General features: G+C 74.7%; 10 protein-coding genes. 3 read left to right on the forward strand and 7 right to left on the reverse strand.

Annotated elements, in window-relative coordinates; all coding sequences use genetic code 11:
* Positions 1-267: 267 nt before the first annotated feature.
* Positions 268-1,614 (forward strand): MFS transporter, encoded by a 1,347-nt coding sequence (locus tag ACF09K_RS17745; RefSeq protein WP_392244511.1) that lies wholly within the window; start codon positions 268-270, stop codon positions 1,612-1,614.
* Positions 1,615-2,119: 505 nt separating this feature from the next.
* Here ACF09K_RS17745 and ACF09K_RS17750 read toward each other — a convergent pair.
* Both ACF09K_RS17750 and ACF09K_RS17755 read right to left on the reverse strand, forming a co-directional pair.
* Positions 2,120-2,335 (reverse strand): hypothetical protein, encoded by a 216-nt coding sequence (locus ACF09K_RS17750; RefSeq protein ID WP_392244513.1) that lies wholly within the window; start codon positions 2,333-2,335, stop codon positions 2,120-2,122.
* A gap of 61 nt (positions 2,336-2,396) precedes the next feature.
* Positions 2,397-2,993 (reverse strand): TetR/AcrR family transcriptional regulator, encoded by a 597-nt coding sequence (locus tag ACF09K_RS17755; RefSeq protein ID WP_392244514.1) that lies wholly within the window; start codon positions 2,991-2,993, stop codon positions 2,397-2,399.
* Between the two features lie 143 nt (positions 2,994-3,136).
* Here ACF09K_RS17755 and ACF09K_RS17760 point away from each other — a divergent pair, with 143 nt between their 5' ends.
* Positions 3,137-4,012, forward strand: coding sequence for an NAD(P)-dependent oxidoreductase (locus ACF09K_RS17760; protein ID WP_392244555.1), 876 nt, complete (start codon positions 3,137-3,139; stop codon positions 4,010-4,012).
* 109 nt (positions 4,013-4,121) lie between these two features.
* Here ACF09K_RS17760 and ACF09K_RS17765 read toward each other — a convergent pair whose 3' ends face one another.
* Positions 4,122-5,288, reverse strand: a complete 1,167-nt coding sequence (locus tag ACF09K_RS17765; protein ID WP_392244515.1) for a PucR family transcriptional regulator — start codon at positions 5,286-5,288, stop codon at positions 4,122-4,124.
* Between the two features lie 158 nt (positions 5,289-5,446).
* Here ACF09K_RS17765 and ACF09K_RS17770 point away from each other — a divergent pair, with 158 nt between their 5' ends.
* Positions 5,447-6,940 carry a long-chain fatty acid--CoA ligase gene (locus ACF09K_RS17770; RefSeq protein ID WP_392244516.1) on the forward strand — a complete coding sequence of 498 codons (1,494 nt, stop codon included), beginning with the start codon at positions 5,447-5,449 and terminating at the stop codon, positions 6,938-6,940.
* Between the two features lie 343 nt (positions 6,941-7,283).
* Here ACF09K_RS17770 and ACF09K_RS17775 read toward each other — a convergent pair whose 3' ends face one another.
* The 4 genes from ACF09K_RS17775 to ACF09K_RS17790 form a co-directional block, all read right to left on the reverse strand.
* Positions 7,284-8,018 (reverse strand): response regulator, encoded by a 735-nt coding sequence (locus ACF09K_RS17775; protein WP_392244518.1) that lies wholly within the window; start codon positions 8,016-8,018, stop codon positions 7,284-7,286.
* On the reverse strand, positions 8,015-9,403 hold the full coding sequence (locus ACF09K_RS17780; RefSeq protein WP_392244520.1) for a sensor histidine kinase: 1,389 nt from the start codon (positions 9,401-9,403) through the stop codon (positions 8,015-8,017). Before ACF09K_RS17780 ends, ACF09K_RS17775 begins: the two co-directional genes overlap by 4 nt.
* 209 nt (positions 9,404-9,612) lie before the next feature.
* Complete coding sequence (locus ACF09K_RS17785) at positions 9,613-10,836, reverse strand: FAD-dependent monooxygenase (RefSeq protein WP_392244522.1); 1,224 nt, start codon at positions 10,834-10,836, stop codon at positions 9,613-9,615.
* Complete coding sequence (locus tag ACF09K_RS17790; protein WP_392244523.1) at positions 10,833-12,248, reverse strand: MFS transporter; 1,416 nt, start codon at positions 12,246-12,248, stop codon at positions 10,833-10,835. Before ACF09K_RS17790 ends, ACF09K_RS17785 begins: the two co-directional genes overlap by 4 nt.
* Between the last annotated feature and the right edge of the window lie 267 nt (positions 12,249-12,515).

The raw sequence follows: 12,515 nt of genomic DNA on the forward strand, positions 1-12,515 counted from the left end.
CCTAGAGCCATCCGTGCGCGGGGCGGCCATCCGCCCGAGGGCGCCCGGGGGCGCCCGGGAGGCCGTCGGACCCCCGGGAGGCCGTCGGGAGCGCCCGAGCGGCATCGAGCGGGCGAGCGGCGGGCGGGCGAGCCGCGGCCGAGCGACGGTCGGGCATCGCGAGCGCCCGGACCCGCGCGCACCTCACTTCATCATGTGCACAGATGCGCACATGACGGCTACACTCGTGGCACCGACACGGACCGCGCCGCCGAGAGGGCCTCCCGCATGCTCGCCGTCCTGCGCAACCGCAGCTACCGCCACCTCTTCGCGGCCCAGGTCGTCGCCCTGGTCGGCACGGGTCTGGCGACCGTGGCCCTCGGGCTGCTGGCCTACGACCTCGCGGGCCCCGACGCCGGTTCGGTGCTCGGCACCGCGCTCGCGATCAAGATGGCCGCGTACGTGACGATCGCCCCGGCCGTGGGCGCGCTGGCCGACGGCCTCCCGCGCAAGGTCCTCATGCTGTCGGCGGACCTCACCCGTGCCGGGGTCGCCCTGCTGCTCCCCTTCGTCGACCAGGTGTGGCAGGTGTACGTCCTGGTCTTCGTGCTCCAGTCCGCCTCGGCCGCGTTCACCCCGGCCTTCCAGGCCGTCGTCCCCGAGGTGCTGCCCGAGGAGCGCGACTACACGCGGGCGCTGTCGATGTCCCGGCTCGCCTACGACCTGGAGAGCCTGTTCTCACCGGCCCTGGCGGCGGCCCTGCTGTCCGTCATCACCTACGACGGGCTGTTCACGGGCACCGCCCTGGGTTTCCTCGCGTCGGCCGCACTCGTGGTGTCCGCGGTCCTGCCCCCGGCCCGCCGGGTGCGGGCGGGCGGCGCCCGCGCCCGGGCCGCGGCGGGCACCCGGCTGTTCCGCACCGTCCCCGCGCTGCGGGCGCTGCTCGCGCTCGACCTCGCGGTGGCCGCGGCGAGCGCGACGGTGACCGTCAACACCGTCGTCTACGTACGCGGCTTCCTGGACCTGCCGACCGGCGCCGTGCCCCTCGCGCTGGGTGCGTACGGCGCCGGCTCGATGGCCGTGGCCCTGGTCCTGCCCCGGCTCCTCGACCGGGTGCCGGACCGGACGGTGATGGTGCGCGGGGCCGCACTGCTCGTGGTCGTCTTCGCCGCGCTCGGCGCCGTCACCGGCTCGGGCGGCGCGGGCGGCACGGGCGGCGGCGCGGGCGGCGACTGGCAGTGGGCCGCCCTGCTCGCCCTGTGGGCCGCCTTCGGTGCGGCCTGTGCCATGGTCCTGACACCGACCGGGCGGCTGATCCGCCGTGCGGCGCCGGCCGAGGCGCGGACGGCGGCCTTCGCTGCGCACTTCTCGCTGTCGCACGGCTGCTGGCTGCTGACGTACCCGCTGGCGGGCCTGCTCGGGGCGACGGCCGGGCTCGGCTGGGCGGTGGCCGCGCTGGGCTCGATCACCCTGGGAGCCGCACTGGCGGCGGCACGGCTGTGGCCGGCGCCGCCGCCTCCCCCACTCCCGGGCCTGCCCGCGGGCCACCCGCACCCGGCGCGCGGCCGAGGCGTGCGGCCGGGCCGGCGCCGCCGCCACGGCACCCTCACGGACGGGGCGCGCGCCCGCTCGTAGCCCTCTCGCGCACCGCTCGTCCCGGGATGTTCCGGCGCTTTCCGGGTAGGGCTGCCCCAGGCGACCCGGAGGAGCCCATGCCCCCTGCGACACGACGTGCGGCCCGCTGGGCGGCCACCGCCGCCGCTCTCGTCCTCACCGGCGCCTGCGGCGGAGGCGGAGGCGACGACACGGCGCGGACGGCGCCGACACCACCGCCCACCGGCTCCACGGCGGCACCGACCCCGGCCCGCGGTTCCCCGCCGCCCACCACCCGGTCCCCCATCGTCCAGTCCCCCACGGGCACCGCCCCGGCGGACCCGGACACGGCCGAGCGGGACATCCGGGCCGCGTGGGAGACCCTCTTCGCCCCGGACTCCTCCGTGGACGACCGGAGCGGGGCGGTCGAGGACGGCCCCCAGAACGCCCTCATGATCGAGAACCTCTTCGCCGACCGCCTCGGCAGCCGTCTGCGCGCCACGGTGACCTCGGTGGCGTACACGACGTCCCAGGACGCCGCCGTCGGCTACGCCCTCACCCGCGACGACCGGGAGCTGGACCCCGGCGGGCGGGGTGCGGCGGTCCGGCAGGGCGGCACCTGGAAGGTCGCGCTGCGCACGGTCTGCGCCCTGACCCGGTACGCCGAGGACGCGCCCAGGGCGCCGAGGTGCGACGAGCCCGCGTCGCCGTCGGCCACCGCCACCACCGGTACGGCCACCGCCGTCACCACCGCTACGGCCACGGCGGGGGCGCGGCCCTGGCCGGCAACGGCGGGGCGCGGCCGTAGCGGCGTCCGCCGTCGTTCAGTCCTCGCGGCTCACCGCCGCGTCGAGCAGCGGGCCGAGTTCGCGGACCGCGTTCGTCAGCGCGCGCACGTCCTGCTCGGCACGGGCGATGAGGATCGCCCCCTCCAGGGCTCCGATCATGAGGGTGGCCAGCGGTGCGGCCCGTTCCGGCGGGACGCCCATGCCGGTCAGGGCGTCGGCCACGGCGGCGTTCCAGGCGGCGAACGCGGCGGACGCGGCCTCCCGCGTGGACTCGACGGACTCGGCGCAGTCCACCGTGGCCGCGGCGACGGGGCAGCCGCCCGCGAACCCGGCCGACGCGTACTCGTCGGTCCACTGCCGCACCATCGCGCCGAACAGGGCGCTCGGCGTCGGCTCGGGCAGCGCGGCCAGGAACCGGGGCACCCGGCCGGCCGCGTACCGGCCGGCCCAGGCCAGCGCCTCGTTGACCAGTTGCTCCTTGCCGCCGGGGAAGTAGTGCTGGAGCGATCCCCGGGGCGCCCCCGCGTGGGCGGCCACCTCGCGCATGCCGGTGGCGCCGACGCCGTCGCGCCGGATGAGCTGGGCCGCGCTGAAGACCATCCGCTCGCGGGGCCCCCGTCCGGACGGCGCCATGGTCGACCTCCAGGATGTCGCGACTGACCGGCGCCCACTCTATGACAGCCGTCATGAGAGCGCCTACCATGACGACTGTCATAGTCGCCGGCCCGCGGCGACGGCAACGGCCCCGCCTCGGCACGGGCCGGGAAAGGCAGGACATGACGTACGTCGGTTTCCTCGGCCTCGGGGTCATGGGGCAGCCCATGGCGCTCCACCTCGCCCGGTCCGCGACACCCCTGCTCGTGTGGAACCGCACCCCCGGCCGCTGCGATCCCCTGCGCGCCGCCGGGGCCGAGGTCGCGGCGAGCCCCGCCGAGGTCTTCGAACGGGCCGGCACGGTGTTCCTCATGCTGGCCGACGAGACGGCCCTCGACACGGTCCTCGGCCGCGGCACCCCGGACTTCGCCCCCCGCGTCGCCGGACGCACCGTCGTGCACATGGGCACGACCGCGCCCGAGCACTCCGGCGGACTGCGGGACGACGTCCTGGCCGCGGGCGGCCGCTACGTGGAGGCGCCGGTCTCCGGCTCCCGGGTACCGGCGGAGCGGGGCGAGTTGGTCGCCATGCTGGCCGGGGACGACGACGCCGTGGCGGACGTGCGCCCGCTGCTCGCCCCGCTGTGCCGCGAGACCTTCGCGTGCGGTCCGGTCCCGGGCGCGCTGCTGATGAAGTTCTCGGTGAACCTCTTCCTCATCACCCTGGTCACCGGTCTGGCCGAGGCCTTCCACTTCGCCGACCGGCACGGACTCGACCGGAACCTGCTGCGGGACGTCCTGGACGCGGGCCCGATGGCCAGCGCGGTCTCCCGGGGGAAGGCGCCCAAACTGCTGGCCCGCGACTTCACCGTCCAGGCGGCGGCCGCGGACGCCCTGAAGAACAACCGCCTGATCGCGCGGGCCGCCCGCACGGCGGGCCTCGCCTCCCCGCTCCTCGACGTCTGCCACTCCCTCTACGCGGAGACCGTCGACCAGGGCCACGGCGACGAGGACATGGTGGCCGTCCTGCGCGCCCTGGAGACCCGCACCCGGGGCTGAGGCGCACCCGGCGCCGCACGCCCGCACGTCGCCCCCGGCCGCGGACGCCCGGGCGGTCCCGGCCCGGGGGCTGTTCTCCTGCCGCCACGGCGGCCGGACCCGAGGGGCTTCACCGCGGCAGCAGCCGCAAGGTGTGCAGGGCGGTGCCCAGGTCGGCGAGGGCGACCGGGTCGGACAGGGAGCGTCCCGTCAGCTCCTCGACGCGCCGCAGCCGGTAGCGCACCGTGTTGGGGTGGACGTACAGCCGCTTCGCCGCCTCCGCCGCCACGCCGCCCGCGGTGAACCACTGCCCCAGGGTGTCGAGCAGACGCGCACGCTCCGCGACGGGCACGGCCAGCACCGGACCCAGAACGACCTCCACCAGACGTTTCGCCTCCGCCGGCGCGGCCGCCACCAGCATCGCGAGCGGGCTGTCGTCGAAGCGGGCCACGCCGGGGCCGTCGCCCGGCACCCGATGGAGGGCGAGCCGGGCGAAGCGCAGGGCCTGCGGCGTGTCGCGCAGCGAGTCGAAGAGCGGGCTGACGCCCGCCCGCGCGCCGTGACGGCGCAGCAGGCGCAGGCCCACCGTCTCGGCGCCGGGGTGCCCCAGCGAGAGCACCCCGATCTGCGCGTCGGGCAGCAGCCGCCAGGCCGAGGGGACATGGGCCTCACGCAGCGTCCCCTCGATCCCCGGCAGCGACTCCTGCCCGGGGTCCGGTACGGCCGCGGCCACCACCGCGTAGGGTCCGCGCTCACTCAGGCCGAGCTGGCCGGCCGCCTCCCACAGCGTCGTGCGGTCCGCCAGGGCCCCGGTGAACAGCGCCTCGACCAGGGCCGAGCGGCGTGCTTCACGGCGCAGCGCCAGGTCCGCGCTGGTCTCCCGGTAGGAGGCGGCCACGGCCTCGGCGTACCGGCCGGACAGCGCCCACACCTGCGACGAGCCCGCCACCAGCTGGGCGTCCGCGACCCCGGGGTGCCGCCGGGCCTCGTCGATCATCTCCGACCAGAGATACTCGAACCCCACCCGGAAGGCGTGCAGGGTGTCCGGCAGGGGAACGCCCTGCTCGGCGCGCAGGTGGCCGGTCTCGTGCGCGGACCGCACGTCCGCCTCCGTGCCGAAGGCGAGATGCCCGAGCACCATGTCGGCGTTGGCCGTGCAGGAGTCACGCAGCGATGCGTAGGGGATCAGCGTCTCGTCGGTGTACGACTCGACGTCGGCGCGAATGCGCCGCGCCATGGTCTCGCCCAGTTCCGGCAGGCGCGCACGCAAGGCCGAAGCCACCTCCGAAAGTCCCATACGCGCAGCCTACGACCCCTTGATTGTCCGCGGCGACAAATGAGCGGGACCGCTGCTGTCCTCCGCGCCATGGACCCGTCCGGCCCCGGGCGTGACCATTCCCGCAGCGACGACGACGGCGGGACCCGTGGGTCGCAAGCGGGATGCGAGGAGGCATCATGACCAATCTGGCGGAGTTCCTGGTGGACACGGCACGTCGGCAGCCCGAGCGGCCTGCGCTGCGCCTGGGCACGGCGACCACCACCTATGCCGAACTGGACCGGCTGAGCGCCCAGGCCGCGGCGCTGCTGCGCACCGAAGGCCTGCGCACCGGGGACCGGGTCGCCCTCATGCTGCCGAACGTGCCCGAATTCGTCGTGCTCTACTACGGCATCCTGCGCGCCGGGGGCATCGTGGTGCCGATGAACCCGCTGCTCAAGGCCCGGGAGACCGAGTACCACCTGCGGGACTCCGGCGCCGTACTGCTCTTCGAGTGGCACGCGGCCCCCGGTGAGGGGGCGCAGGGCGCGGTCGCCGCCGGGGTGCGGCACATCACGGTCGAACCCGCCGCCTTCGCGGCGGAACTGGCGCCGCTGGAGCCGTACCACGACACCGCCGCGGTGGCCGGCGACGACGTCGCCGTCCTGCTGTACACCTCCGGCACCACCGGACGTCCCAAGGGGGCCGCGCTCACCCACGCGGGACTGCGCCACAACACGGAGGTCAACGTCACCGACGTGCAGGGGCTCACGCCCGAGGACGTCATCGTGGGGTGCCTGCCGCTGTTCCACATCTTCGGCCAGACCTGCACGATGAACACGGCGGTCCTCAGCGGCGCCTCGCTCACGCTCATCCCGCGTTTCGACCCGCCCGTCGTGTTCGAGGCCATCGCCCGCGACGGGGCGACCGTGTTCGAGGGGGTGCCCACGATGTACGCGGCTCTCCTCCAGCACCCGGCCGGCGCCGGGGCCGAGGTCTCCACCCTGCGCATGTGCGTCTCGGGCGGCGCCTCCCTGCCGGTGGAACTGCTCCACGGGTTCGAGCGCCGTTTCGGCTGTACCGTGCTGGAGGGCTTCGGCATGTCCGAGACCAGCCCGGTCGTCTCCTTCAACCACGCCGACCGCCCGCGCAAGGCCGGATCCATCGGCACGCCCATCCGTGACGTCGAGGTCCGGCTGCTCGACGACGAGGGCCGGGACGTGGCTCCCGGCGAGGTCGGCGAACTGGCCGTACGGGGGCCGAACGTGATGAAGGAGTACTGGAACCGTCCGGAGGAGACCGCGGCCACGGTGCCCGACGGCTGGCTGCGCACCGGCGACCTGGCCCGGCAGGACGAGGACGGCTACCTCTTCGTCGTCGACCGCAAGAAGGACCTCATCATCCGGGGCGGGTACAACGTCTACCCGCGCGAGATCGAGGAGGTGCTGCACGAGCACCCGGCGGTCGCCCTCGCCGCCGTCGTCGGGGTCCCCCACGAGCGGCTCGGCGAGGAGGTCGCCGCTGCGGTCGTCCCGCGCGCGGGGGCCGAGGTGACGGCCGCGGAACTGCAGGAGTTCGTGCGGGAGCGGGTGGCCGCGTACAAGTACCCGCGCCGGATCTGGCTGACGGACTCACTGCCGATGGGGCCCAGCGGCAAGATCCTCAAGCGGGAGATCGCCGCCCCCTCCTCCTGAGGAGCGCGTGGTCCTGCCCGCGGCACCACGGGGACGGGTGAGGCCGGACCGGCGGCGTCGTCGTCGCCGTGCTCCCGTCGAGCGCGGCGACGTCCTCCCGTCGGGCACGGCACCGCCCGGAGGGCCGGCGGGCGCCGGACCGCGGCTCCGGCCGCCGCGCGCACACCGGCGGCGCCGTTCGGCCCACGGCCGGCCCGCTCCCCCGTCGGCGGACGGCGGGCCGGCCCCGCCCCCCCCCACACACACACGGCAGGTGCGACGGGGCGGGACCGTTCGTCGCCGCCGGCACGGGCGGGCCTTCACGGCTCCCCGGTGGGACCGGTGGCGGTGCCGTCGGTGACCCTCACCGTGGCGGACCGTCCCGCGAGGGGCTCCCGGTACCGGACCACGACGGGCGGTCGGTGCCGTCGTCGGGGGTGGCGTGGACCAGGCCCGTCCGGTAGGCGATGACGACGAGTTGCGCCCGGTCGCGGGCCCCCAGCTTGGTCATGGCGCGCTGTACGTGGGCGCGGACGGTGAAGGGACTGAGGAACATCCGCTCGGCGATCTCCTGGTTGGACAGGCCGGTCGCCACCGCGGCCGCCATCTCGCGTTCGCGCGGGGTGAGCGCGGCGAGCCGTTCGGCGTGGTGGGGCGGGACCGCCTCCGGCGTGGCCAGGAAACGGGCCACCAGGGAGCGGGTGGCGGCGGGGGACAGGAGGGTGTCGCCGTCGGCGACGGTACGCACGGCGTCCGCCAGCTCCTCGGCCCCGATGCCCTTGCCGATGAAACCGCCGGCCCCCGCGCGCAGCGCCCGGGCGACGTACTCGTCGGTCTCGTACGTGGTGAGGACCAGTATGCGGGTGGCACGCAGTTCCGGGTCCGCGCAGATCTCGGCCGTGGCGGTGAGACCGTCCACCTCGGGCATGCGGATGTCCATGACCACCACGTCCGGGCGCAGCTCCCGGGTGAGTCGGACGGCCTGCCTGCCGTCGCCGGCCTCGCCGACCACGGTGATGTCGTCGGTGCTGTCGAGGAGCATCCGGAAGGCGCCGCGCAGCAGGGCCTGATCGTCGGCGAGCAGCACTCTGAGCGTCACGGCGCCTCCCCGGCCGCTGCGTCGCCCGTCCGTCCGTCGCCCGTCGCTGCGTCGCCCGTCGCTGCGTCGCCCGTCGCTGCGTCACCCGTCGCTCCGTCGGCCGTCCGTCCCCCGGCGGTCGGTGCTCCCTCGGTCCTTTGCGCCGTGTCCTTGGCGGACGGGAGAGGCAGTCGGGCGGAGACGAGGAAGCCGCCTTCGGGACGCCTGCCCGCAAAGAGGCTCCCCCCGACCGCGGTGGCACGCTCCCGCATGCCGATCAGACCGTGACCGGGCGGACGGTCCGGCGCCGTCGACGCGCTCGGTCCCGGCGACGCGCTCGGTCCCGTGGAGGCGGCCGGCGCCGTGCGAGCGCCCCCTCCGTCGTCGGCGACGGTGACGGTGACGCGATCGCGTCTCCAGACGAGGCGCACCCGGGCGCCACCGGTACCGGCGTGCTTGGTCACGTTGGTCAGGGCCTCCTGGACGATGCGGTAGGCGGTGAGGTCCACTCCCGGCGGCAGCGGCCTGGCCGTGCCCTCCTGATGCACCGACACCTCCAGACCCGCGTGGCGGAAGGACTCGAGGAGCGCGGGAAGCCGGGACAGGCCGGGCGCCGGTTCGGCGGGCGAGGAGGCGTCCCCGGACTGGCGCAGCAGACCGACCGTGGCCCGCAGGTCGTCGAGCGCGTCGGCGGTGGTCTCGACGAGTTCCTCGAGGCTCTTGCGGGTCTGCTCCGGGCGGGTGTCGAGGAAGTGGGCGGCGACCGTGGCCTGCGCGTTGGCCAGGGTGATCTGATGGGCCACGAGGTCGTGCAGTTCCCGGGCGATGCGCAGCCGCTCCTCGGCCACTCTCCGGCGCGCCTCGCTGTCCCGGCTCTCCTCGGCCCGCCGGGCCCGCTCCTCCACGGCCCCCAGGTAGGCCCGCCGGTTCCGCACCGAGTGCCCCAGTACGCCGGCCGCCAGCGGGAACACCGCCACCACTCCCATCCTGCTCGCGTCCTTCCACGAGACGTCCTCGAACAGGGGGATGGCGGCGGCCAGCGCCGCGGAAGCGAGCAACACCGCCCTCGCCGCGCGCCGTTCGGTGCGCGCGGCGAGCGAGCAGGAGTAAGCGGTGAGCACGGCGGGGGCCACGATGAACGGGGTGAGCAGGAGACCCAGGGGCGGCACCAGCAGACCGGCCGCTGTCGTGGCCGCCAGGGCGGCCAGGGGCGCCCGGTGCCGCAGCGGCAACACGGCACAGGACACCACCGCGATGAGGTAGGCGGCGGCAGGCGGCGCCGACAGCGTGTCGTCAGCCTGCATCACCCCGCCGAGCAGACAGCACGCGAACGTCGTCGCCGTGACCGCTCCCTCCCGCCGCCACGCGCCGCGCGGTCGCCGGCCACCGTCCCCCGTGTTCGTCATGGCCGGCCCGGTCCCGGCCGGACGGGAGCCGCCGGCACCGCCGCGCCGAGCCCGGTCGCGGGGACCGGGACGTGCCGGCTCGGTGCCCCACCCTCGATGTCCGCGTTCGGCAGCACAGGGTTCAGGGTACGAGGCGACCGCCGGGCCCGGTGGCCGATCGGTTCCGGAACCGCGTGGACCACCGGGCCGGCTGCGACTGCCGTACCGGGTCACGGCATCGGGCCGAACGGGGGCAGCGTGAGGGCCGAGTGGGCCGGTCGCGGCATCGCGGGAGGCAGGGTGACGAGGTCGCGCAGCCTGGCGTCGCGCTGCTCCAGGGCTCGTGCCGTGGTGGGGAAGAGGGTGGCCGCACCGTTGTCGGCCAGTGCCTGGTTCACGGCCACGAACTCCCGGACGTGGCGTTCGTAGGCGGCGAAGGCCGCGGTGTGGTTCCGGTTCGCGGCCAGGGCGTCGGCGAGCACGTAGGCACCGGCCAGCGCGAGGCTCGTGCCCTGTCCGGTGAGGAACGAGGGGGCGTACGCGGCGTCGCCGACGAGCGCGACGCGGCCGCTGGACCAGTGGGGCATGCGGATCTGACCGGCCGTGTCGAAGAACAGGTCGTCCGCGTCGCGCATGGCGTCGATCATGCCGGGGACCTCCCATCCCGCGTCGGCGAAGACCGCGGCGACCAGGTCCCGCTGGGCACCGGGATCCCGGAGGGCCTCGGACGGCGGTTCCGGCTGGTGAAAGGCCAGGAAGGCGTGCAGGTCGTCGTCGTCCCCGACGGCGTAGAGGGCCGCGGCTCTCCCCGGGGTGTTCCACAGCTTGAGCTCGTGGGAGAGCCCGAAGGTGTTCGGCATGGTGAAGACGGCGAAGCAGTGGCCGAGGTGACGGTGGAACCGTTCTTCGGGCCCGAACAGGGACTTCCGGGTGGACGAGTGCGTGCCGTCGGCGCCGACCACCAGGTCGAACGTGCGCTGTCGCCCACTGCGGAAGGTGACATCGGCCCCTGGTCCGGACTGGTCCAGGGTGGCGATGGAGTCGTCGAACAGGAATTCCACGTCGTCGCGGACCATCGCGTGGAGGATCGAGACCAGGTCCCCGCGACGCACCTCGATGTCCTGTCCCTCGACACCGCCGGCGACGGCGTGCGGGGCGACCGAGGCGACTTCGCCGCCCTCGGCGTCGAGGAAGGTGCAGCGACGCGTCTCGACGTGCGCGTCCCGCAGTCGCGGCAGTGCCCCCATCCGCCGGACCACCTCGATCGCGGTGCCGCGGACGTCGACCGGGTAGCCGCCGTCGCGCGGTGCGCCCGCCTTCTCCACCACGGTGACCGCGTGTCCGGACCGGTGCAGCCAGTACGCCAGCGCGGGTCCGGAGACACCGGCCCCGGAGATGAGGACCGAGCGCTTCGCGGGAGTGCTCGCGTCCGTCGACGGACCGGTGGGTGTCATGCGTGGGCCTCTTTCCCCTTGATGCGGACGACGAGCAGTGACAGCGCGGCGACGAGGCCGGCGACGGTGAAACCCGTGGCGAAGGCCGCTTCGGCCGGCCGGCCCGTCATCGGGTCGGCCCCGGCGGCGAGGATCGCGCCGCCGACCTGGACGCCCAGGGCGACGCCGATCACGCGTGTCACGACGAGCAGGCCGGTGGCGATGCCGGTGTCCTTCGTCTCGACGACGGTGGCGGTGCCGGCGAGCAACGCCGTGGTGGCGGCGCCCGCGGCGAACGCGGTCAGCACCTTCGCGAGGACGAGCTGCCACGCCTCGGTGTGCAGCGACGCCAGGGCGATGACCGTGGCCGCCGTGACGACGCCGCCCCCGACGACCACGGCGTACGGGCCGAAACGCCTCGCGGCGATCCCGCCGACCGAATCGCTCACCGCCCCGGCGACGGCGCCCGGCAGCAGGAACAGTCCGATGTCGGTGGTGCCGGCTCCGAAGCCGTACCCGTCGGCCGACACCGCGAACAGCTGCGGGAGCAGAAGGAGCACCATCCCCGAGGTGATGGTGATGACGAGGGTGAGCACGCACGAACGCCACACCGCGGGCTTCGCCAGCATGCGCAGGTCGACCATCGGCGAAGCCGCCCGGCGCTCGACGGCGACCCATCCGGTCGCGAGGGCGGCCACGGCCACCACGAGGGCACCGACCGCGAGCGGCGGCAGGCCTCCGTCCCTCGTCACCGTCACGAGTCCGAGCATGAACGCGAGCAGCGTGCCGCTCAGCAGAACCACGCCGGGCCAGTCGATCCCGTGGTCCGACCGGATCGGCGGGTCATGCGGCATCAGCCGGGCCACGAACGATGTCGTCACGACGATCGCGATCGTCGGGAGCGCGAACATCCAGTGCCAGGACAGTCCTTCCGCGAGCGGCCCGGCGATCAGCGTTCCCACCATGCCGCCGCCCGTGAAGAGCGCGACGACCAGCCCCATCGCGACCTGCGACTGCCCTGCCGTGAGGTGTTTGCGCACCAGGATGAAGGAGAGGGGCAGCGCGCCCACCATGACGCCCTGCAGTACCTGGCCGAGCAGCAGCACCGGCAGGTTCGGCGCCAGTGCGGCCAGCAGACCACCGGCCGCGACCACCGCCATCAGCCGGACCAGCACCCGTTTCCCGCCGTAGCGGTCGCCGAGTTTGCCCGCGACGGGTGTGACGACCGCGCCGGTGACGAGTAACGCGTTGCCGATCAACGCCCCTTCGGCGGGGCTGACCCCCAGCTCACGTTGCAGCAGCGGGAGCGCGGGCTCCACCACCGACTGCAGGGCGCCGAGGGCGAGTGCCAGGATGCCGAGGGCCGCGCCCGCCGACCTCCCGATGCGGACCGGGGACACCACGGCTTCGGACGCCAACGTCTTCTTCGACACCTGTCGATCACTCCAGACACCGCCGGGGAATGGGGAATGCGCGGGATTCACGCGCCTCCCACACTCCCCTCCGGCGCCCTGCCGGGCATCGTCCCCCGCCACCGTCCTCCCCCGGTGTGCCCGCACCAGCCGCTCACACGGCCTGGTGCCCACGCACTATGCGAAACACGCTCTAGTCTTCTGAGTCAGGAATTCTGTTCAGATAGTTGGCGAGACGTTCGAGGATCTCGTCCGCGGTCTTCGTCCAGATGTAGGGCTTGGGGTCGG

This window comes from Streptomyces sp. NPDC014882 (assembly GCF_043081325.1).
Classification (GTDB): Bacteria; Actinomycetota; Actinomycetes; order Streptomycetales; family Streptomycetaceae; genus Streptomyces.

Bases quoted from the DNA above. Each gene is read 5' to 3' on its own strand.
- ACF09K_RS17770 (WP_392244516.1), top strand. From the start codon at position 5,447: ATGACCAATCTGGCGGAGTTCCTGGTGGACACGGCACGTCGGCAGCCC.
- ACF09K_RS17745 (WP_392244511.1), top strand. From the start codon at position 268: ATGCTCGCCGTCCTGCGCAACCGCAGCTACCGCCACCTCTTCGCGGCC.
- ACF09K_RS17785 (WP_392244522.1), bottom strand. From the start codon at position 10,836: ATGACACCCACCGGTCCGTCGACGGACGCGAGCACTCCCGCGAAGCGC.
- ACF09K_RS17755 (WP_392244514.1), bottom strand. From the start codon at position 2,993: ATGGCGCCGTCCGGACGGGGGCCCCGCGAGCGGATGGTCTTCAGCGCG.
- ACF09K_RS17760 (WP_392244555.1), top strand. From the start codon at position 3,137: ATGACGTACGTCGGTTTCCTCGGCCTCGGGGTCATGGGGCAGCCCATG.
- ACF09K_RS17765 (WP_392244515.1), bottom strand. From the start codon at position 5,288: ATGGGACTTTCGGAGGTGGCTTCGGCCTTGCGTGCGCGCCTGCCGGAA.
- ACF09K_RS17780 (WP_392244520.1), bottom strand. From the start codon at position 9,403: ATGACGAACACGGGGGACGGTGGCCGGCGACCGCGCGGCGCGTGGCGG.